Annotated in this window: 17 protein-coding genes and 1 pseudogene; 14 read left to right on the top strand and 4 right to left on the bottom strand. The window is 64.8% G+C overall.

Annotation, left to right across the window (positions count from 1 at the left end; translation table 11 throughout):
- Nucleotides 1-46: 46 nt before the first annotated feature.
- The 10 genes and pseudogenes from Ga0080574_RS26170 (at nucleotide 47) to Ga0080574_RS26905 (ending at nucleotide 9,653) form a co-directional block, all read left to right on the top strand.
- Nucleotides 47-673: a penta-EF hand family protein gene (locus Ga0080574_RS26170; RefSeq protein ID WP_188758773.1), complete on the top strand. Its 627-nt coding sequence runs from the start codon at nucleotides 47-49 to the stop codon at nucleotides 671-673.
- A 72-nt stretch (nucleotides 674-745) separates the two neighbouring features.
- Nucleotides 746-1,132, top strand: coding sequence for a DUF302 domain-containing protein (locus tag Ga0080574_RS04155; protein ID WP_076695418.1), 387 nt, complete (start codon nucleotides 746-748; stop codon nucleotides 1,130-1,132).
- A 129-nt stretch (nucleotides 1,133-1,261) separates the two neighbouring features.
- The gene (locus tag Ga0080574_RS04160; RefSeq protein ID WP_237219318.1) at nucleotides 1,262-1,579 is read left to right on the top strand and encodes an ion channel; all 318 of its coding nucleotides are present in this window, start codon (nucleotides 1,262-1,264) and stop codon (nucleotides 1,577-1,579) included.
- Nucleotides 1,576-2,292: a TVP38/TMEM64 family protein gene (locus Ga0080574_RS04165; RefSeq protein WP_076695422.1), complete on the top strand. Its 717-nt coding sequence runs from the start codon at nucleotides 1,576-1,578 to the stop codon at nucleotides 2,290-2,292. The genes Ga0080574_RS04160 and Ga0080574_RS04165 overlap by 4 nt, the downstream gene beginning before the upstream one ends.
- The gene (locus tag Ga0080574_RS04170; RefSeq protein WP_076695424.1) at nucleotides 2,289-3,608 is read left to right on the top strand and encodes an APC family permease; all 1,320 of its coding nucleotides are present in this window, start codon (nucleotides 2,289-2,291) and stop codon (nucleotides 3,606-3,608) included. Before Ga0080574_RS04165 ends, Ga0080574_RS04170 begins: the two co-directional genes overlap by 4 nt.
- A 51-nt stretch (nucleotides 3,609-3,659) precedes the next feature.
- Entirely contained in the window at nucleotides 3,660-6,017 is a 2,358-nt protein-coding gene (locus Ga0080574_RS04175; protein WP_217621192.1) for a heavy metal translocating P-type ATPase, read from the top strand.
- Between the two features lie 43 nt (nucleotides 6,018-6,060).
- A complete protein-coding gene (locus Ga0080574_RS04180; protein WP_076695426.1) occupies nucleotides 6,061-6,489 on the top strand; it encodes a hypothetical protein in 429 nt (142 codons plus the stop codon).
- Nucleotides 6,490-6,543: 54 nt separating this feature from the next.
- Nucleotides 6,544-6,762 (top strand): hypothetical protein, encoded by a 219-nt coding sequence (locus Ga0080574_RS04185; protein ID WP_076695428.1) that lies wholly within the window; start codon nucleotides 6,544-6,546, stop codon nucleotides 6,760-6,762.
- 11 nt (nucleotides 6,763-6,773) lie between these two features.
- On the top strand, nucleotides 6,774-8,039 hold the full coding sequence (locus tag Ga0080574_RS25785) for a hypothetical protein (protein WP_156876272.1): 1,266 nt from the start codon (nucleotides 6,774-6,776) through the stop codon (nucleotides 8,037-8,039).
- 344 nt (nucleotides 8,040-8,383) lie between these two features.
- A pseudogene (locus tag Ga0080574_RS26905) lies at nucleotides 8,384-9,653 on the top strand (IS3 family transposase).
- A gap of 275 nt (nucleotides 9,654-9,928) precedes the next feature.
- Here the strand turns inward: Ga0080574_RS26905 and Ga0080574_RS04210 are convergent.
- A complete protein-coding gene (locus tag Ga0080574_RS04210) occupies nucleotides 9,929-11,350 on the bottom strand; it encodes an aspartate ammonia-lyase (RefSeq protein ID WP_076695436.1) in 1,422 nt (473 codons plus the stop codon).
- A gap of 414 nt (nucleotides 11,351-11,764) precedes the next feature.
- Between Ga0080574_RS04210 and Ga0080574_RS04215 the strand changes: the two genes are divergently transcribed.
- The 4 genes from Ga0080574_RS04215 (at nucleotide 11,765) to Ga0080574_RS04230 (ending at nucleotide 16,469) form a co-directional block, all read left to right on the top strand.
- On the top strand, nucleotides 11,765-13,300 hold the full coding sequence (locus tag Ga0080574_RS04215) for a sugar ABC transporter ATP-binding protein (protein ID WP_076695438.1): 1,536 nt from the start codon (nucleotides 11,765-11,767) through the stop codon (nucleotides 13,298-13,300).
- 102 nt (nucleotides 13,301-13,402) lie between these two features.
- Nucleotides 13,403-14,323: an ABC transporter permease gene (locus Ga0080574_RS04220; RefSeq protein ID WP_198039770.1), complete on the top strand. Its 921-nt coding sequence runs from the start codon at nucleotides 13,403-13,405 to the stop codon at nucleotides 14,321-14,323.
- Nucleotides 14,324-14,528: 205 nt separating this feature from the next.
- Nucleotides 14,529-15,509, top strand: a complete 981-nt coding sequence (locus Ga0080574_RS04225; protein ID WP_076695442.1) for a sugar ABC transporter substrate-binding protein — start codon at nucleotides 14,529-14,531, stop codon at nucleotides 15,507-15,509.
- Nucleotides 15,510-15,644: 135 nt separating this feature from the next.
- Nucleotides 15,645-16,469, top strand: a complete 825-nt coding sequence (locus tag Ga0080574_RS04230) for an aspartate dehydrogenase (protein WP_076695444.1) — start codon at nucleotides 15,645-15,647, stop codon at nucleotides 16,467-16,469.
- 922 nt (nucleotides 16,470-17,391) lie between these two features.
- Here Ga0080574_RS04230 and Ga0080574_RS04240 read toward each other — a convergent pair.
- The 3 genes from Ga0080574_RS04240 to Ga0080574_RS04250 form a co-directional block, all read right to left on the bottom strand.
- Entirely contained in the window at nucleotides 17,392-19,014 is a 1,623-nt protein-coding gene (locus tag Ga0080574_RS04240; protein ID WP_076695448.1) for a thiamine pyrophosphate-binding protein, read from the bottom strand.
- Between the two features lie 25 nt (nucleotides 19,015-19,039).
- Nucleotides 19,040-20,524 carry an NAD-dependent succinate-semialdehyde dehydrogenase gene (locus Ga0080574_RS04245; RefSeq protein ID WP_076705664.1) on the bottom strand — a complete coding sequence of 495 codons (1,485 nt, stop codon included), beginning with the start codon at nucleotides 20,522-20,524 and terminating at the stop codon, nucleotides 19,040-19,042.
- A gap of 262 nt (nucleotides 20,525-20,786) precedes the next feature.
- A complete protein-coding gene (locus Ga0080574_RS04250; RefSeq protein ID WP_076695450.1) occupies nucleotides 20,787-22,208 on the bottom strand; it encodes an amidase family protein in 1,422 nt (473 codons plus the stop codon).
- Nucleotides 22,209-22,244: the final 36 nt, after the last annotated feature.

A 22,244-nucleotide genomic window follows, 5' to 3' on the forward strand; every position in this document is an offset into this window, starting at 1 on the left:
ATCATGGCGATGTCATGGGTTATCGACCCGAACAAAGGAGGATTCCATGCCGACACTGGCACGAACAGCAAGCATTCTCGCGATCACCGTGCTGACCACCGGAGCAGCCCTGGCCGACAGCGGCCACCACGATCGCGATGGCTCGGGGCCTCGCATGGGCGCCGACGAGCCGCGCATGGGCCGCGACGCCATGCCGATGGGCGGCGACGGGCACGAGATGATGGAGCACATGATGCGCATGATGATGCAGATGCACGGCTCGGACGCGATGGGCCCGGGCACGGGCATGGGGTTCATGGGCGGCCCCGGCATGGGCGGAATGTCCATGATGGACCGCGACATGATGCAGATGATGATGGGACCGGACATGATGAACGACATGCCCGGCCAGATGATGCAGTCGCGCCTCGAGGACTACGACGCGGGTGGCGACGGCGCGCTGAACCTCGACGAGTTCGCCGAGTGGCACGCCGCGATGCTGCGCGAGACCATGGTCGACCGCTTCCAGCATCTTGACGCGGACGGTGATGGCACGATCACCTCCGGGGAAATGAAGGCCCTCGCCGGCCGCGTGGCCCGGATGCGCGGCGGCGAGCCTGACAGGCGGCCGATGATGCAGGGCGATGACACGGGCGACCGCCCGATGATGCAGGGCATGCCGGACCAGAACTGAATCGGCTGCACTGCGTTGACCCGTGGCCCGGTCCGCCGGACCGGGCCCGACCAATCGGAAAGGAGCAGTTCCATGAGCTACACGCACGACCGCCTGCTGAAAGGCGTCTCCATCGACGATGCCGAGGCGCGCCTCCGCGCGTCGCTCTCGGATGCCGGCTTTGGCGTCCTGACCGAAATCGACGTCCGGGAGACGATGAAGAAGAAGATCGGCGCCGAAATGGACGGCTACCGCATCCTCGGCGCCTGCAACCCGAAGATGGCCTACGAGGCGATCGGGATCGAGCCCCGCGTCGGCGCGATGCTACCCTGCAACGTGATCCTGCGCGAGACCGATGGCGGGACCGAGATCAGCGCGATCGACCCCGTCGCCTCGATGACGGCCATCGACAACGACGACCTGCACACCGTCGCCGGCCAGGTCCGCGACATGCTGATCGGTGCCGTCGATGCCGCCTGATCCCGTCCGGTCATGACACTTGCCGCGATTGCCATAGGAGTGGGCCTCGTCGCCCTCGTGGGCCTTGTCCACCACTACGCCCTCTACGCCCTCGGACGGGCGGCGCCGCGGCCGGATTCCAGCTCGACGATGGCGATACAGTCGACCTTCATCGGTCTGCTGCTTCTCCACGTCGCCGAGATCCTTGGCCTCGCCGCGGCGAACCGGTGGCTGCTGGGCTGGGACGGCCTGGGCGGACCCGCCTCCGCCCCCCTGTCCTGGGCCGACCTCATCTACCTGACCGGGGTGAACTTCACCACGCTGGGCTACACGCAGATCGAGCTCGCCGGTGACATCAGGATCGTGACCATGCTTCAATCCCTGGGCGGCTTCATGATCCTGACCTGGTCGGCCACCTACCTCTTCACCGTGTGCCAGAGGAGCTGGCGACGCGCCGAGAACGAATGACGGAAGCCACGGGGAAGCGGACACTCAGGATCGTCGCGGCGGGCGCCGGGGTCCTGCTGCTGGCCGCGTTGGTCGTGGCCTGGCTGGCCGGCTGGCCACCCGATGGCCTCGACCGTGAGACCGTCGCCCGCTGGGTCGCGGGCGCCGGACCGTGGGGGCCGCTTGCCGTGATCGGCCTGATGACGGCGGCGGTCGTGGCCAGCCCGCTGCCCAGTGCGCCGATCGCGCTCGCCGCCGGGGCGGCCTACGGACATTACGCGGGTGCGGCCTATGTCGCGCTCGGCTCCGAGCTCGGCGCGGTCTCGGCCTTTCTCATCGCGCGCGGGGCCGGCCGCGGCGCGGTCGAGCGCATGCTCGGCGACAAGCGCGACTACGGCCTGCTCGGCTCGCAGAACGCGCTGACGCTGACCGTCTTCGTCAGCCGCCTGCTGCCCTTCGTGTCCTTCGACGCGATGAGCTACGCCGCCGGGCTGAGCCGCCTGCACTTCTGGCGCTTCGCGCTGGCCACCCTGGCCGGGATCCTGCCGGCCAGCTTCGTGCTCGCGCATTTCGGCAGCGTGGCCGTGCAGGGCGATTTCGGCACGGCGGAATGGATCGCCCTCGGCCTCGGGCTGCTGACCGCGGTGCCGCTGGTGCTGCTCGCCCTGCGCGGCGGAACGGGCGCGAACCGACGGCAGACCGAACAGATACAGGACAAGGAACACATCAGATGAGCTCCGACTACCGGGAAAACAGCATCACCCTTCTCGACGCCATCGCCATGGGCACCGGCGTGATGATCGGCGCCGGCATCCTCGCGCTGACAGGGCAGATCGCCGACCTGGCCGGCCCGCTCTTTCCCTTCGCCTTCATCGCCGGCGCGGTCGTGACCGCCTTCAGCGCCTATACCTACATCAAGATGTCGAACGCCTACCCCTCGGCGGGCGGGATCGGGATGATCCTGCAGAAGGCTTATGGGCCCACCACCGTCGCCGCCGGCGCCGCGCTGCTGATGGCGCTTTCGATGGTGATCAATGAAAGCCTCGTGGCGCGGACCTTCGCCAACTACCTGCTGCGCGGTCTCGACATGCCCCGCGACACCTGGCTGGTGCCCGCGATCAGTGTCGGCGTGATCTTCTTCGCGTGGCTGGTCAACATCTCGGGGAACCGTTCGGTCGGGTGGCTGTCGGTCCTCATGGCCGCCCTCAAGGTCGGGGGCATCACGCTCTTCGGCGCGGCGGCGCTCTGGGCCGGCGGGTTCAGCTTCGAGGCCACGGGCCGCGGCGGCGAAACGACGGGTGCAGCCGGCTTTGTCGCCTCGATGGCGCTGGCCATCCTCGCCTTCAAGGGCTTCACCACCATCACCAACAGCGGCGCCGAGATCACCAAGCCGCACCGCAACGTCGGCCGCGCCATCGTCATCTCCATCGCGGTCTGCACGCTGGTCTACCTGCTGGTCGCCTTTGCCGTCGGCAGCAGTCTGCCGCTCGACCGGATCGTGGCTGCCAAGGACTATGCCTTGGCCGAGGCCGCCGAACCCGCGCTCGGGCGCACCGGCTTCTACCTCACAGTCGCGCTTGCACTGGTTGCCACGGCTTCGGGCCTGATTGCGAGCGTCTTTGCCGTGTCGCGGATGCTGGCGATGCTCACCGACATGAAGATGATCCCGCACAGCCATTTCGGGATGCCCGGCGTCATCCGCGACCACACGCTGGTCTACACGGTGGTGATCGCCTCGCTGCTGACGGTCTTCTTTGACCTCAGCCGCATCGCCTCGCTCGGGGCGTTCTTCTACCTGGTCATGGACATCCTCATCCACTGGGGCGTTTTCCGTAACCTGCGCGAGGAAGTCGGCGCCCGCGGCTGGATCCTGCTGACGGCCATCGGGCTCGACGCCGTGGTGCTTGCTGCTTTCGCGGCGATGAAATGGCAGGCAGACCCGTCGATCGTGCTGATCGCCGTCGCCGGGATGGCGGTGGTCTTCGTCTTCGAGCACGTCTTCCTGCGGCTGCGCCCGCCGCCGCGTCATCACCATCAACATGGCCCTTGACCCTTCAGTGACTGGAAGCCCTATGCCTTGTCGTGTGAGAAGGAGACGGTCATGTCCGAACACGCGAAACACCACCACCATCACTCTCATCACGACCATGACGCGCATATCTCCGAAGGCGCGCAGACCGCGACGGACCCGGTCTGCGGCATGACCGTCGAGGTGACCGGCGACACCCGGACGCAGGCGTTCGGCGGCGAGACCTATCATTTCTGCTCGGAAGGCTGCGAGGAGAAGTTCAAGGCCGATCCGTGGTTCTACGCCTCGGGCAACGCCGACAAGGCCGGGCAGCAGGTCCAGCCGGGCACGCAGTGGACCTGCCCGATGCACCCCGAGATCGTGCGCGACGAGCCCGGCGCCTGTCCGATCTGCGGCATGGCGCTGGAGCCCATGGTGCCCACCGACGAGCCCTCCGAGGAGCTGACCGACTTCACCCGCCGCATGTGGATCAGCGCGGCGGCGGCCGTACCGCTCATCATCCTGACCATGGGCGAGCTGGTGGGCCTGCCGGTGCGCGACTGGCTCGGCCACCGCATCGCCACCTACATCGAGTTCCTGCTGGCCACCCCCATCGTCCTCTGGGCGGCGCTGCCCTTCTTCAGGCGCGGACTCGACTCGTTCCGCAACATGTCGCCCAACATGTGGACGCTGATCTCGCTCGGCGTCGGCGCGGCCTATGTCTACTCGCTCTTCGCCACCTTCCTGCCCGGCGTCTTCCCCGAGGATTACCGGATGGGCGAAGGCGTCGGCACCTATTTCGAGGCCTCCGTCGTGATCGTCGCGCTGATCTTCGTGGGCCAGGTGCTCGAGCTGCGCGCCCGCGAACGCACCGGCGACGCGATCCGCGCGCTGCTGGACCTCGCCCCCAAGACCGCGCGGCGCATCCTGCCGGACGGAGCCGAATACGATGCCCCGCTCGAGAACGTGGTCGCGGGCGACATGCTCCGCGTTCGCCCCGGCGACAGCATCCCCGTGGATGCCGAGGTCGTCGAGGGCCGCTCCTCGGTCGACGAAAGCATGATCACCGGCGAGCCGGTCCCGGTCGAGAAGACCGAGGGCGACCGCGTCACCGGCGGCACGATCAACAGGAACGGCACGCTGGCGATCCGCGCCACGCAGGTGGGCGCCGACACGGTGCTGGCACAGATCGTCGACATGGTCGCGGGCGCCCGCCGGTCGCGCGCGCCGATCCAGGGCCTCGCCGACCGCGTGTCCGCGATCTTCGTGCCCACGGTGGTCGGCATCGCGGTGCTCGCCTTCTTCACCTGGCTGGCTTTCGGTCCGGACCCGGCCCTCGCCTTCGCCATCGCCTCGGCGGTCTCGGTTCTCATCATCGCCTGCCCCTGCGCACTGGGCCTCGCGACGCCGATCTCGATCACCACCGCCGCCGGGCGCGGCGCTCAGGCGGGCGTGCTCATCAAGGACGCCGAGGCGCTCGAGCGCATGGCGCGGGTCGACACCGTGATCGTCGACAAGACCGGCACGCTGACCATGGGCAAGCCCAGTCTGACCGACGTGGTCGCGCTCGGGCAGACCGGCGAGGCCGAGGTGCTCGCCCTCGCCGCGGCCCTCGAGCGCGGCTCGGAACATCCGCTGGCCGAAGCGATCCTGCAGGGCGCGCGGGAGCGCAACGCCGAACGGCGCGACGTCACCGACTTCGACGCGGTCACCGGCAAGGGCGTCACGGGCCGCGTTTCCGGCCGGGACGTGGCCCTCGGCAACCGCGCGCTGATGGAGGCGCTGAAGATCGACGCCGCCTCCGCCGAGGACAGCGCCGACGCCCTGCGCGCGGACGGCAAGACGGCGATGTATGTGGCGGTGGACGGCACCCTCGTCGGCCTCGTGGCCGTGGCCGACCCGATCAAGGAAACGACCGAGGGCGCCATCCGCGACCTGCACGCGCTCGGCCTGCGGGTCATCATGGCGACCGGCGACAACCAGCGCACCGCCGAGGCCGTCGCGCGCCGTCTCGGCATCGACGATGTGCGCGCCGGCGTCCTGCCCCAGGACAAGAAGGCGCTGGTCGAGGAGCTGCGCGCGCAGGGCGCCTACATCGCCATGGCGGGCGACGGCGTGAACGACGCTCCTGCACTCGCCGCCGCCGATGTCGGCATCGCCATGGGCACCGGCGCCGACGTCGCGGTCGAGAGCGCGGGGATCACCCTGCTCGGCGGTGATCTCGTCGGCATCGTCCGCGCCCGCAAGCTGGCCACCGCGACGCTGCGCAACATCAAGGAGAACCTCTTCTTCGCCTTCGCCTACAACGCCGCCGGCGTGCCCGTCGCGGCGGGGATCCTCTATCCCTTCATCGGGCTCCTGCTGTCGCCCATGATCGCCGCCGCGGCGATGAGCCTGTCCTCGGTCTCGGTCATCACAAACGCGCTGCGCCTGCGCCGGGTGAAGCTTTGACACCCCCTTGTCACGGGCCTGTGACCACCAACGGAAGCCAGGCGTGAAGATACCTCTTGCCTGTTTCTTTGTACGCGGCAATGGTCGCCGCACGATGACAAGTCTCCGCGCAATCATGGCAAAATACGTGCTCGTCCTGGCCCTTCTGGTGCTTGGGGTCGAGCCCGTGATGGCACGGACCGCGGCGCTGGACTGCGTGGCGAGGACCGCCCCCACGGTCGCCGTCATGCAGGGTGTGCACGAGACGCACCGGCTCCACGCCGATCACGCGGCGGAAGAGCAGACAGAGACGTCGGACGCGCAAGCGGCGCCCGGCATATGCTGCATCGGCATGTGCGGTCTTGCCATGAACCTTTTGCCGCATGTGGACCGGACTGAGTCCACCCTCATCATCGCACGGCATCACGGGATGAGTGAGATCGGCGCGAACCTCGTCGATCCCAAAGGCCCGAGGAAATCGCCCAAGGGCTGAGTGTCCCATGCCGGCTCCGCCGGCACGCGCGACACTCATCCCAGGAAGCATTCCATGATATTCCGAATTGCGGCCACGGTGCCGCTTGTTCTGGCCGACTGCGCAACGTTGCCGGACCTTCCCGAGACCGCCGCTCTCATCGAGCCGGCGGTGTCGCTGCAAACCGCCCCGCCGCCGACCCACGCCATCGTCACGCAAAAGTCCCGACGGATCGAGGCACCCGCCGACTGGAGGAGCCTGAACGACGCACAGGGGCCGGGAGGCGGAGCGTGAGGGTGCTGGGCATGACCGTTCTTGCGGTCCCCGCGCTGCTCGCCGCCTGCGCCGACACCGCCACCGTTTCCGAGGCCGCCGGCCCTCGTCCGGGCTTCGTGATGGTGGATACGACCGCGCGCGCAGCTACCGGGTCAAGCCCGACCTGGGCCCAGAGCAGCGCCGAGATCGAGGAGCGCGTCAGGGCGCTGATCCACGGCAAGACGATCGGTCCCGAAACCGCCGTCCAGGTCGCCCTGATCAACAACCGCGCGCTTCAGGCCGCCTTTGCCGATCTCGGCCTTGCCGCGACCGACCTCTGGGAGGTCGCGCTTGGCCCCAACCCGAGCCTCGGCGGCACGATCAGCGGCATCGGCGAGGTCGGGATCGCGCGAAGCGTCGAGGCGGCGGTCGTCGGCTCCCTGCTCGAGCTTGCGACGCGGAACCAGCGGCGCGCCATCGCCCGGACAGTCTCGCGCTCCGAATCGAGCCAGGCGCCCAGGCGATCGAGAGCGATTTCGAGGTGGGAGACGTCGGGCGCAGGCGCGGCGACATGGGTTAGGACGATCGAGTTCATGCGAACCTCCGTAGCGATGTGTCCGGGGCATTCCGCCCGAGGGCCGCGTCGGAAACGACGGCGAGGGTTACCGCTGCGGCCGTCAAGAAGGGGTCGCAAGGTCTTGAATGAGGGGTCCGGGTCTCCGTCTGTCGCTCCGTTCGGAGGGGATTTTGTCCGGCCGCCGGACTGGCGAAGAAGAAAATGCACCCGGCCCGGCGGTTTAGCGTTCCAGCCCGGAAGCGCCGCAGGCCCTCCGTATGGCTTAGAGCATCTGCAGTTCGTCGTGGGCGGAGACGGGCCGGCGCGGCGCCACCTCGTAGACGTCGCGCTCGGGCTCAAGCTCAACCGCGTAGCCGAGGCGCTCCAGGAGATCGCTTGCCTCGGCGCGGACCCGGCGGCGCCGGTCGCGGTCCTCGTCGACCCCGTGAACCACGACGAACGCGATGCGGTTCGGCGGGCCGACATGCGCCTGCGCGTAAATGCGCAGGTGCGGCAGGTCGCGGTTGGCAGCCCGCAAGGCACTCTGGGACCAGCCCAAGCGATCGGGCGGGTATCCTGTATGGAGCGCATGTCGCTCCTCTTGCTCCATGCAATGGAGCTTGGCCAGATCGGGCATCGACGAGACCGAGAACCTTTTCCCTCGGTCGGGTCCCGCGCGCGACATGATGTGTCGGCATTTCTCGATCAACGACGATCGCCGACGACGGCCAAATGTTGTTGCTATTTTTCTGCTACTTGACTCTGCGAGGCGTATTATTCAATTAAGATCAATGACCTACGAAGCGTTGCTCCAATCCATCATGGGGGCAACAGACAGCCGAGAGGCCGCTGATGCATTTGATTTTTCTGAACTTTCCAGAGTCATCGAGTCATACCACTTCGGCGCATTCTGCCCCATTTACCCCATCTAGGCACACCGTACGACTCTCAGTCATACAAATTTTGGCGGAGGCATACGAGATGGCGAGCATCAGAGAACGCACCCTCGGGGATGGATCGAAGGCATGGGCTCCCCCGAAATTCGGACACTGACATAAGCTACGATTTGCAGTCAGCTGATCTTTGACGAGAAGGAGATCAGAGATGTCGAAACGCAAGAAGCACGCGCCTGAGTTCAAGGCGAAGGTCGCGCTGGAAGCCCTGAAGGGCGAGGGTTGGAGGGACCGTCGCGCCAGTGGCGCGGCGTAAGCCCGAACAACGCCGCCGAGCTGGCAAGCCGGTTCGGGGTGCATCTAGGACCGGCAGGTGTTTGCATGCAAACACCGAGAGGCGACGATGATCCATCAATGGAAGCGGGCCCTGCTCGAAGGCGCGTCCGGCGTGTTCGAGCGCGGGGGCCGCAAGAAGCCGGAGATCGACGAGGAGCAGGTGAAGGAGCTCCATGCCAAGATCAGGGAGCTGGCGGTGGCCAACTCTCTTTTGGAACGAAAGCTGAAGCCCTGGGGCGGTAAGTGAGGCACGGCATGATCGAGCCTGACCACCCGGACTTGTCGATCGGCCAGCAGTGTAAGCTGTTGTCGATCGCGCGCTCGTCTTTCTACTACACCCCCAAGGGCGAGTCTGATCAGAACCTCGGCCTGATGCGGCAGATCGACGAGCAGTTCCTGGAGACCCCGTTCTTCGGCGTTCGGCAGATGACCTGGCATCTGCGTAACGACGGACACCTTGTGAACGAGAAGCGAATACGGCGACTGATGCGCCTGATGGGGCTCATGCCGATTTACCAGAAGCCCAACACGAGCAGGCCGGCGAAGGGGCACAAGACCTATCCCTACCTGCTACGAGGTCTGCGGGTGGATCGCCCGAACCAGGTCTGGTGCTCGGACATCACCTATCTGCCCATGCGGCGCGGGTTCCTCTACTTGGTGGCGATCATGGACTGGCATACCCGCAAGGTTCTGTCCTGGCGGATCTCGAACACGCTGGAGGCCGACTTCTGTGTCGAGGCGCTGACCGAGACCATCCACAAGTTCGGGCCGCCAGAGATCATGAATACAGATCAAGGATCCCGGTTCACGTCCTTCGCCTGGACGGACCGGCTCCGCCGATCCGGCGTGCGCATTTCGATGGATTGGAAAGGCCGGTTCCTCCCCTCTCATGGTTTGCAGGCAAACCACTGCAAGGCAGTGGACAACATCTTCATCGAGAGGCTGGGCGCACCCTGAAATACGAGTGCGCCTACCTGCATGCCTGGGAGACAGGATCGGAAACGAAGGCGGCCATCCGAACATGGATGACTTTCCACAACCACCAGGGCCCGCACTCAGCACTCGGCGGCAAGCCACCGGCGCGGGTCTACTGGCAGAGAAATGATATCAACCAACCCGATCAGCAGGTGCAACGAGTAGCTTAAATTACGCCAGATCCTGTCCAACGATCGGGGAGTAGCTCAGCCCCTTTGGCTCCGCCATTTGTCAAAATGACCTGAAGCTTAACGCCTGCCCCGAACTCCCGCGAGTTCCTCTCGTCCCGCTGGTTTGCTTGCCCCCGCCCTGCACCGCCGGATTACGGGCAACGGTCTCTAGCTGATCGCACGCGAACGTTCCCGGGAGCGGAACAAGCCCAACATCTTCAAAGGGCGGTTGTTGCGAGAGGCCCAGTCCTCTGCCGATGGCCGTCGGTCGACGCTCAAGAGCGCACCCGGTCGCGCGGCTGAAACCCCGACAGGCCGATCTGGGCCGGCAGGTGGCGCTCAAGCTCCGCGGCATCCAGAAACCCCTCGCGCATAATCGCCTCCCTCAGGGAAATACCCTGTTTCAGCGCCAGCTTGGCGGCAAAGGCGGCTTTCTCGTAGCCGATGACCGGCACCAGCGAGGCGGCCATCGCAAAGCTCTTGTTCAGCAGCTCGGCGCAGCGTGCCTCGTCGGCCTCTATGCCCGCGACGCATTTTTCATTCAGCATGTTGGCCGCGCGGGTCAGCAACCGTGTGGAATTGAGGATGCTGTAAAAGATCACCGGCTCCATGGCATTCAGTTGCAACTGCCCCGCTTCGGCGGCCATCGTCACGGTGACATCCCGGCCAATGACCTCATAGGCGACCTGGTTCACCGCCTCGGGGATGACCGGGTTCACCTTGCCCGGCATGATGGAGGAGCCCGCCTGAACCGGCGGCAGACGGATTTCGCCGATACCGGCAAGCGGGCCGCTGCTGAGCAGCCGCAGGTCATTGCTGATTTTTGACAGCTTCACCGCGACCCGCTTCAGGATGCCCGAATAGGTGACAAAGGCGCTTTGATCGTAAGACGCCGCCAGAAGATTCCTGTGCGGCGTCAGCGGCGTTCCGAAAATCTCCGAAAGGCGAGCGACCGCCAGTTCCTGATACCCCCCGGGGGCGTTCACCCCGGTTCCCACTGCCGTGCCGCCCAGGTTCACCTCTCTCAGCACTTCGGAAATCTGCAACAGCCGCCGGATGTCGTTCTGGATGGCGTCCGAAAAGGCCGCGAACTCTTCGCCTAGGGAAATCGGAACGGCATCCTGAAGCTGGGTACGCCCGACTTTCTGAATATCGGCAAACTCCCTCGCCTTGAGATCGAAAGACCGGCACACACCCTCAAGCGCCTCCACCAGCGCGGCGCATTTGCTCATCACCGCCAGCCGCATGGCGGTGGGATAGACGTCATTGGTGGATTGCGAGCGGTTCACCGTGTCATTGGGGTGAATCTCGCTGTGATCCCCGAGCCTCCTGCCCAGTTTCAGCGAGGCGAGATTGGCGATGACCTCATTGGCATTCATGTTGGTGGAGGTGCCCGCACCGCCCTGAATGACATCCACGGCAAACGCATCGTGATGCTTGCCCTCGATGATCTCGTCACAGGCGGCAACGATCGCCGCCGATGCCCGGGCGGAAATCGCCCCCAGCTCGGCATTGGCGAGCGCGGCGGCCTTTTTCACCATGGCGAGCGACACGACGATTTCGGGAAAGTCCTTCAGATGGACGTCCGAGAGGTTGAAATTGTCCAGCGCGCGGGCGGTCTGAATGCCATAGAGCGCATCAGCGGGCACCGTCCATGTGCCGATGTTGTCTGTTTCCTCGCGGTAATTGCGTGCCATTCGTGCCGTCTCCGTTGTCTTCAGCTTGCCCGGGGTGGCGCAAGACACCGAAGTTGCGTCACAAGGCGCGCCGTCCATCAACAGCCTTTCGACAGTCCGGACCACCTGCCGTGCGGATATCCTGCCAATTTCCGGCTGCGCATAATTTTTTCTTCTTCTGACGCACGGCCAAAACTCATGGCACCCGCCCCTGCCACCGCCCGGCCTCCGCTGAGCGCGACCTGATTCTTGGGAAGGTGAAATGCGCCGGATGCGCGCTCCCTTGGGCGATGCCCGCTGCCCGGCTTCGATCAGGGCAAGACGCCCGGCCCGGACACATAACAAAATGTACACCATCCAAGCTGCATTAGTCGGTTGTTTCACGGCGGGATGGGCGGCCTACTAAGGAAAACAGAGAAACACGGGGAGACGGAAATGGCGGAAGCCTGCGGAAAAGAGGCGCTTATTTCGCTGACCGGGATAGACAAGATCTACCCCGGTGCGGTGGCGCTTTCCGGTGTCGATTTCGATCTGGCCAGGGGAGAGATCCACGCCCTGATCGGAGAAAACGGGGCCGGAAAATCCTCTCTGATCAAGATCCTGTCCGGCGACACCATGCCCAGCGCGGGCCAGATCAGAGTCGGCGGGTCGCTTGCGAAATTCACCTCGCCGCAGGATGCGAGAGACGCCGGAATCGTTACCGTTTTCCAGGAGCTTACGATCATTCCCAGCCTGACGGTCGCGGAAAACGTCGTGCTTGGAAAGCTGCCGATGGCCGGGCCGCTGAAGTCCGTCTACTCAAGAAAAACGGCGCGCCAGATTGCCCTGCGCATCTTTGACCGGATGGGGATCGACCTGGATCCGGACGCCAGGGCCGAGACCCTCTCCACCGGTGAAATGCAGCTTGTCGAGATCGCGCGCGGGCTGACCCTGGACCCGCCCGTGCTGATCCTCGACGAGCCGACGGCGTCGCTGTCCGACGTCGAAGCTGCACAGCTTTTGGGCATCATGAAGCAGTTGCGCGATGCCGGGCACAGCATGATCTTCGTCTCTCACCGCCTCGACGAGGTTCTGGAGGTGTCCGACCGGATCACCTGCCTTCGCAACGGGGAACGGATCGACGTTCGCGACCGCCGCGATGTGCGCGACACCAACGAGCTTGTCAGCATGATGGTCGGCGGGGTGCTCGAAAAACTGTTTCCGCAGGTCAATACGAACATCGGCGGCGTCCATTTCCGCGCCGAAGGCCTCACCCGGGCGGGGGTCTTTGAAGACGTCTCTTTCGAGGTGCGCTCCGGCGAGATCCTGGGCTTCAGCGGGCTGGTCGGCGCCGGCCGGACCGAGGTCATGCGGACCATCATCGGTGCGGATCCACTCGACAGCGGCACTATCGTCAAGAACGGCGTTCACTTCCGGGCGCGCAATCCGCGCCACGCCATCGAGGCGGGCATTTCCTACCTGTCCGAGGATCGCAAGGGCTCGGGCGTGGTGCTGTCCATGTCCGGATACGAAAATGTGGTGATGTCGGCCATGCCGCGGATCTTTCCCTCCGGTTTCGTCAACTGGAGAAAGGTCCGGTCCGTGGCAGAGGAAATCGCGACGCGGATGCGGTTTCGCGGGCAGCTCTCCAATGACACCTCGACCTATTCCGGCGGCAACCAGCAAAAGATCGCAATCGGGAAACTGATCCTGTCGGGCGCGGATCTGCTCATACTGGATGAACCGACCCGCGGTGTGGATGTCGGCGCAAAGGCAGAGATCTATCAACTCATCCACGAGGCCGCCGAAGACGGCGCCGCCATCGTGGTCGTGTCCTCCGAACTGCCGGAACTCCTGAATGTGTGCCACCGCATCGTCACGATGTCGGCGGGCCGGATCATCCGGGAATTCACACGCGATGCGTTCGACGAGCAAGACATCCTGCAAGCGGCCTTCGCGGGCCATGCGACCGGCCACGGAACGCCGGCCTGACGCCCAAGAACGCCCTAGACATCAAGGAGCCAGCCAATGACGCAAGAGACAGCAAACGCGCCCTCCGCGCTCAACACCCGTTCAAAACTCAAGGACTCCCTGATGAACCGAGCTCGCGAGCTCGGGATGCCGGTGGCCCTTGTCCTGCTCATCATCTACTTCTCGGCGAATTCGGACGTCTTCCTGACCGCCCAGAACTTTCGCAATGTCGCGCTTCAGGCCGCGGCCCTCGCCGCGGTGGCGATCGGGCAGACATTTGTCGTTCTGAATGCCGATCTCGACCTCTCCGTCGGATCCATCGTGGCTTTGGTCAGTGTCGTCGCGAGCATGGCGATGGCGGCCTATGGCGCGCCGGTGGGTATTCTGGCCGGGCTGGTCACGGGCGCTCTGGTCGGCCTGATCAACGGCGTGATCGTGACGCGTTTTCGGGTGATGGCCTTTATCGCCACGCTGGCGATGCTGTCCATCGCGCAGGGCGTCGCGCTGAACATCAGCAAAGGTATTCCGATCACGGGGATGCCCGGCAGCTTTGCCGATATCGCCTTTTCCCGGTTCCTCGGTGTGCCGGTGCCCTTTCTGATCTCGCTGGCGCTGTTCATCGCGGCGGCGATCACGCTCCACTACACCCGGCTCGGTCGCAATATCTATGCGGTCGGCGGCAATGCGGCAGCGGCGCGGCTTTCCGGCGTTCCGGTGCGAAAAACCAAGACCTGGGCCTACGTCATCTCCGGCATTTGCGCGGCGGTTGCATCGCTGATCCTGACCGCGCGGGTCGGGTCCGGTCAGCCGACCCTCGGCTCGTCCCTGGCGCTGGAATCCGTGGCTGCGGTCGTGCTGGGCGGTGTCTCGCTCTTTGGCGGCCGGGGGACGATCATCGGGGTCGGCATCGGCGTGGCCTTTGTGTCCATCCTCTCCAACGGCCTGAATCTGCTGAATGTCTCGTCCTACACCCAGCTGATGATCGTCGGCATCGCGCTGATCGCGGCGGTGGCTGTCGATCAGGCCATGTCCAAACAGAAGTAATCCAAAAGATCCCCGACAGGAGGGGCAACCATGCCCAACAGCATCAAGATCGTTTCAGGCGTCAACGGAACCTGTCTCGGTCGCCCTTCACCACACCGTACAGACGGCTGGAAGAAAGGCGCCCGCGTTGATGGGCGATATTGAGCCCACCTCCCGGGGCCCGAAGCACCAATCCAAAAAACCGAAAGCAACAGGGAATACGACAATGAAAAAAGACCTAAAGACATGGCTCGCAAAAGGCTCGGCAACGGCAGCGGCCCTGCTGATGACCGCAAGCGCCGTCGCGGCAGACGGAAAGACACTGGGTGTCTCGATGCCCATTCTTGCCGGGCCGTGGTACACGGCCATCCTCTACGGGGTCGAAACCAAGGCCGAAGAGCTGGGCTATGAGGTTGTCGTGCTCGATGCCGGTGGCTATTCCAACATCGACCGGCAGCTCTCGCAGGTGCAGAACCTGATCACGCAGCAGGTCGACGCGATCCTCGTGGACCCCGCCAACCCCAGCGCGTTCAACGGCGTGGCCCGCGAAGCGCGCGGCGCGGGTATCCCCCTGATCGGGGTGTCCAGCCCCATCGTCGCAAGCGACGTTCCGCCCGATGGCGCGGTGTCGTCCAGCCATTGCACCCTGGGCGAGATGATGGCCGACGGTGCAGAAGCGGTCCTGCCCGAGGGCGGCACGATCGGCGTTCTGGCCGGTCCGGGCGGCGCCTTCTGGGCCGAAGAGCGCCTGCGCTGCTTCAAGGAAAACACCGCGGACAGCGGCATCGAGATCGTGGCATCGCTGTCCACGGAGCAGGATGTCGCCACCGCGCTGACCACCGCCAATGACATCATCCAGCGCTTCCCCGACGTGTCGATGCTCTACGCCGCCGATGACACCTATGGCGTGGGCGCGGCGCGCGCGGTTCAGCAGGCCGGGAAATGCGGAGAGATCAAGGTGCTCTTTGCCGTACTCGGCGAAGCGGCTCAGGATCTGATGGAACAGGGCTGCGTCGATTACGTCGTTGCGCAGAAGCCTGTCACCATCGGGGCGCAATCCGTCGATCTCGCGGACAAGCTGATCTCCGGAAGCGCCGAGCACGGCGCGGTGCGGACGATTTCGCCCGTGGCGGTCTATCCCGAAAATCTGGCCGAGATCGACCTGACCGAGATCAGGCAACCCAAAGGCTGGCGCCCGAAGAATTGACACATCGCCAGGGCGGGGCTGCGCGTCACCGCCCTGGCAAACCATCGTCCAATCGCCTCGGTGACCCGAGGCGGTTTGGCGGAAACTTCCGGAATACCGGCGAAAATCGCTCCGGCGAACCAAGTGGTGATCAGAATGACCAAAGAGAAACAACCAATCAAAGTGGCCGTTGGCGGGTTTGGCGCCATCGGAAAATTCGTCGCCAAAGCCCTCGATGACGGCATCGAGGGACTGGAGCTGGTTGCGGTTTCCGCACATAATGTCGCCAAGGCCGAAGCGCATATCGCCGCGAACTTTTCCCGTCATTACAACGTCGTGGCTCTGGAAGAGCTGGCGCAGGACGCGGATGTTGTGGTGGAATGCTGTCCCGCCGAATTGCTGTCCAATGTGGCATCGCCCGCGCTGATGCAGGGCAAGACCGTTGTCGTGATCAGCGTCGGGGCGCTGCTGTCCAACCCGCATCTGGAAAAGCTCGCCCGGGACTATGGCGGCAGGATCCTGGTCCCCTCCGGTGCGCTGCTTGGGCTGGACGCGGTTCAATCCGTCGGACAGGGCGAGATCTACGAGGTCAACATGATCACGCAAAAGCCGCCGATCGGTCTCAATGGCGCTCCGGCGCTTGTCGCGCAGGGGTTTGACCCGGCGGCGATCAAGGAACCGACCAAGGTTTTCGACGGAACCGCGGAACAGGCCATCGTCGGTTTCCCGGCAAACCTGAATGTTGCCGTGGCACTGGGACTGGCCGGCTCCGGTGTCGCCAACACCCATCTTGAAATCTGGGCCGATCCGACCGTCGTGCGCAATACGCACACCATCACCGTCCGGTCGGACAGCGCGGATCTGACCCTGAAGATCGAGAACATTCCCACCGAAGACAATCCGAAGACGGGAAAAATCACGCCGCTCAGCGTTATTTCGACGCTGCGCAGACTGTCGGCCCCGGTTGTGATCGGCGCCTGATCCGGCGGACACCCAACAGGGGCGGCAGAGGCGCCAAGCGCCTCGCCGCCTCTCTCGGAACCAGGGGGCCGCGGCAATACGTGTCGCGGCCTTTCCCGCTGTCATCACATCGCGAACAGATGTGGGCAATTGCGAGAGACGACGGCCCTCGGGCAGCGGTCATATCTGGTCGCAACAGAGCGCCGATCCCTGATCCGCCCGAACATGATCGGGATGCGGTTGCGCCGCCGACAAAACGGATCGGACGACGCCAGCCATCGCAGATGGCATGCCGCCTGGCGGTCATCCTCCGCTGGCATGTCCGACCATACCGCGCTCAGACCGACCGCATGACGACGCGCCTTCCGCCAGGTCGCACAGGTCATGACCGCTTTCTCCCTGCCCTGCTCGACCGCCAGCCCCGCCAACATCCGAGAAAAGACACCCGACCTTGGATGGAGACCCATGGATTTGGGGCGATCCCCGCACCGACAGGTCTCACCTCCTGAATGTCAGGCGGCGTGAGAGGTGCCCCCCCGGCTGACCAAGTCGCAATCGGCGCCCTTGCCCCCGACCCTCCCCAATACCGTCGCTGGCCCCGGATGCGGAGGAACAGGAATGCCGGCAAGCCGGTCGCGGTTGCGTTCGGGCCGGATGTCGGAACGGTGATTACCCAGGTCCGCTGCGCGCCGGGCGTTGGGCGGGTCTCGCACCGATACCGGCGACGATGCGGGTGCGAGACAGAGCTGCGGAGAGGCCCGCCCGCCTCAGACAAGGGCGGCGACGCTGACCGATGCAGACACGCTTTCAATCCGGGCGGAGATACACCGCAATCGCGGGGCGGGCGCAGTGCAGGACCGCCCTCACATGCGAAAGGGGCGGACGGCCTGTCCACCCCTCTCATCGAGACTTGGGTCTGTTGGCGCTGAGGCCGGACAGGGATCTACTTGTCCTTGAACAGGACCAGCTCGTCATACTCTGCGCTGCTGACCAGCGCTTCGATGATCACCGGGCCATCCGTGGCGAAGCCTTCTTCCAGCTTCGCCCGCAGTTCCTCAGGATCGCGCGCCTGCATCACCGGCACGCCAAAGAGGTTGTCCCCGCCGATATTGCCTTCGCGTTCGCGGACCGGCGTGCCGAAGATCGGATTGCCCTTGCGCTGTTGCTTGATGCGGATAAGCGCAAGGTCGTTGTCGGTCAGAATGACAATCACGATGTTGAGGTTCTCGCGCACCGCCGTCGAGAGCTCGCCGGCGGTCATCAGGAACCCGCCATCGCCCAGCACCGCACAGACCGGCGTTTCGGGGCGGCACAGCTTGGCCGCGATCGCCGCGGGAAGCCCAAACCCCATCGCCGACCAGCCGTTGGTCATGAGCTGCGTCATCGGCGCGCGGGTTTCCCACTTCTGACCGATCAGATGGGTATGAGCCCCCACGTCGCAGCTCATGATGCCGTCATCCGGCAGGACATCGCGCAGGGTATCCAGCACGGCGCAGGGACCGAACTCTGCATTGTTCGGGCGCATCTGCGCAAAGATCTCATCCATGCGCCGACGGACATCGGCCATATCCCAGTCGTTGCCGGTCTCTTCGAGCGTGGCAAAGCTGCGGAAATTGGACGCGATGTCACCGCCCAGATGCAGGGTGTCCTGATAGACCGACCTGTCGATATCCAGCGCCGCGTCGTCGATATTGATCAACGTCATCGGGTGCAGCCAGTTTTCGTAATTGAATTCGACCGGATCATAGCCCACGGCCACCATGAGATCTGCCTGAGCGTGGATACCGCCCACCTTGTCGCTCAGGGCGTGGAACACGACGCCGGCATAGGAGGGATGGGATTCCGGGATCATGCCCTTGGCCATCGGCGTCAGGATCACGGGAATATCGTGCCTCTCGGCGAACCGCAGCACATCGGCCTGAAGCCCTGCGCGAACCGCACCGAGGCCCAGGACCATCGCGGGCTTGCGAGCGCCGGCAAATGCGGCCCGTGCCGCCTCGACGCTGGCGGTCGATGCAAGCGCCGGTCGCGCGGTGATGTCAGACGCACTTTCCGTGAGCGTCGCGGGTTGGCCGGTCAGGTCGACCGGCATGCCGATATGCACCGCGCCGGGACGGCCCGAGGTCGCCACCTCAAAGGCCTTGTCCAGCGTCTCCGTCACATTGTCCGTGGTCAGACGGGTGGTCATCTTGGTGATCGGCGCCATCAGTGCCTGATGGTCGATATTCATCTGCACGACGCGGTCGCGGTTGGTGGCCGACATTTCATCGGTCAGCGCGATCAGCGGCGAGCGGTCCAGCTGGGCAGAGCCCACGCCGGTCGCCAGGTTGGTGGCGCCAGGCCCGAATGTCGCGAAACAGACACCCGGCACGCCGGTCAGCCGGCCCGCCACATCCGCCATGAAGCCCGCACCGCCTTCATGTGCCGTCAGAACAAAGTCGATCCCGTCGGTGTTCCGGATGGCTTCCATGAAGTCGACCCAGCCTCCGCTGGGGACACCGAAGACATGTTTGACACCGCGGTCACGCAGGCCTTCGATCATTGCTTGAGCTACTTTTTTGGTCATGATTTTTGTTCCCTCATAAAGATGGTCAGGCCTGAATGCAGACATATTGCGGTTCGGTGTATTCGAGGATGCCGAGGCGCGAGCCCTCGCGACCGATGCCCGACTGCTTGACCCCGCCAAACGGAATGGGCGCCCCGGTCAGCTTGGCCGTGTTGACGGCAACCATGCCGTATTCCAGCCGCGAGGGCAGTGTCTGAGCGCGCGATGCATCGCTGGTATAGGCATAGGCCACGAGGCCGTATTCGGTGTCGTTTGCGGCCTCGACAACCGCATCCTCGTCATCGAAGGGGATCAGGGCAGCGACGGGGCCAAAGGTCTCTTCCCAGGTGATGCGCATGTCCGGGGTGACATCGGCCAGCACCGTTGGATTGAAGAAAAGACCCCCCTCCTCGGGCTGGTCGCCGCCGCACATCAGGCGCGCACCCTTGGAGACCGCATCCTCGACATGCTCCATCGACTTTCGCAGCGTCGGCGAAGAGGCCAGCGGGCCGATATCGACCCCTTCCGCAAAGCCATCGCCGAGTACCAGCTTTTGCGCCTCCTCGGTGAAGCGGGTGACGAAGCGGTCATAAAGGCTGCGGGCCACATAGATGCGGTTCGCAGCCAGACAATCCTGCCCGCCGGTCTGGTACTTGGCCGCGATCGCGCCCGCCACCGCGGCCTCGAAATCCGCGTCGCCGAACACGATGAAGGGCGCGTGCCCGCCCAGCTCCAGCGACACACGCTTCACCGTGGCGGCGCATTGTTCCATGATATTGCGGCCCACTTCGGTGGACCCGGTATAGGAGACGGCGCGCACGGCGGTGTGCGCGCACAGCTCGGCCACCAGTTCCCGCGCATGGCCGGTCACGACCTGGAACACCCCCTCGGGCACCCCGGCCTCATGCGCCAGCATCTCAAGCGCAAGCGCGGAGAACGGGGTCACCTTGGACGGGATCGACACGACCGGACAGCCGGCGGCCATGGCGGCTGCCGCCTTGCGCGTCAGCATCGCCGAAGGAAAGTTCCAGGGGGTGATCGCGCCCACGACACCCACCGGTTGCTGGGTCACTTTCATGGATTTTCCCGGCAGATGGCTGGGAATGGTGTCGGCGTAGAGGCGGTTTCCCTCCTCCGCGAACCACTCGACAAAGCTGGCGGCGTAAGCGATCTCACCTCTGGCATCATCGACAGGCTTTCCCTGCTCCAATGTCAGCAGTGCCGCGAGACGGTCGGCGTTCTCCAGCATGAGCCGGTGCCAGCGCATCATGATCGCGCCGCGCTCTCTGGGCAGCAGGGCCGACCATGCGGTCAACGCCAGGCTTGCCCGCTCGACGGCCCGCGCGACACCATTTGCCCCCTCGTTGGCGACAACACCGATCACCTCTCCGGTGCTGGGGTTTTCGACTTCGATCACCTCGCCAGAGTTGGCGCGACACCGTCTGCCGCCCATCACTTTGTCCAGCATGAGGACGGCAGCCGCCTTCGTGCTGTCATCGAGAAGCAGGTCGATTTGAGAGCTGTGGTTCATGTTTTCATCCGGTGCCATCAGGGTTACGCCTCTGGACAAACTGCCGCAGGCCACGCATCCGGACAAACGACAATCGGACAGACACACCCGCATAAAAGGTTATGCATGATTGCGAATGAGATCTATAAATATACAGTACGATAAACTATTTCTCATATATTGAACCGAAAGACCCGGCGTTCGGGCCAACCGGGCCTTCCGCTCATGAGCAGCACCCCTCCGGCGCGATCTGGCGGATGAACGTGTCTGTCCCGGGCGTCGTTCAGGACTGGCCGGGCGATTGACGCAGCGCGGCGTCAAGCGCGCAGGCGAGCGTCAGCAATGCCCGGTCAGAACCGGGCGCGCCGACGATCTGCACCGCGGCAGGGACCGCCTCATTGACGGGGATCGGGATGCTGATCGCGGGCAGACCCAGCAGGTTGACCCAGCGATTGAGCGACAACAGCTCCAGCGAGAGCCTGCCGATTGCTTGCGGACCCCCGCCTTCGCCCATTTCCGAAACCTTGAGACCATGGCGATTGACCACCGGCGCCAGTATCCAGCCGCAGCCCGTGAAGATGTCCCGGCGAACGCGCCCCAGACAGGCGGACCGGTTCGCCTGCGCAATGCCGTAGACAGGGTCGGACACCGCCAGACCGACTGTCAGACGGCGCCGAACACTGTCCGGGTATTGATCGGGATGCTGCGCCATGCGCGGACCGTGAAAGCGCGCCGCTTCGTAGCCGGTGATCAGGCCCGCCGCCGCGTTCATCCGCTCAAGATCGAGCTCCGCGACAGCCCGATGTTCGATTCCAAGGCCTCTCAGCGCTTTGGTCAGGCGGTCACGCCCGAATTGAGCTTGCGGGCTGGCCTGGCTGAAAAGCCCGTCGGGGATGCCGGCAACGGGCCTGGGCAGTGTCGATCCGTCTTCGGGCAGTGTCGTCAGAACCTCGAAGACCGACCGCAGCACCGAAGGATAGTTCGCCAGCAGCCCGATAGTGTCCTGGGTATCGCCCAGCGGCACGGCCCCTCGCTCGGGAATGGCGCCCTTGCTGGGCTTGAAACCATAGACACCGGACAACGCCGCCGGGATGCGGATCGACCCGCCGGTGTCGCTGCCGAGGGCGACCTGAACGGCCCCGGACGCAACCGCCGCCGCAGAGCCGCTGGAAGACCCGCCCAGCAAGAGCCCTTCACCGAGCGGATTGCGCGGCGGGTCTACATCGTCGTTCAGCTCAAGCGGCAGGTAGCACCAGGCGGAAAGCTTGGTGGTCGCCGCAATATGACCTCCGGCGGCGCGCAGCCGCGCGATCAGGGGGGACGGAGGCAGGCCAAGGTCATCCGGTGCGTGCGCCAGCCCCGCGGTCGGATAGTGATCGTCAAAGCGGAAAATATCCTTGATCGCGATCTTCAGACCGTCCCCCGCCTCTGCCGGAGGGAAAATCTTCAGAAAGCACCCGGACTCTTCTTGCGCCTGCGCCACGGAGGTCTCGGTCGCGGCGACCGGCTTTGCAAGCAGTCCGTGAACGGCCCGCTTGGAAAACCGCTTCTCTTCGTTTGGTGCCGTTTGCGGAGCGGGCGCGGCGGTCGGATCGAGCCGCCGGAACTGATCCGCCACCGCCATGGCTGCGGCGTCCTTTTCCGCGAGGCCGATCTCCATGCCAAAGCGTTCGAGCTTCAGATCAAGGCAGGCGCGCGCCTGCATGAAAGTGTCTCCGTGCATCGCCTGACCGCCCGCCCA

The organism is Salipiger abyssi, from assembly GCF_001975705.1.
Taxonomy (GTDB): Bacteria; Pseudomonadota; Alphaproteobacteria; order Rhodobacterales; family Rhodobacteraceae; genus Salipiger; species Salipiger abyssi.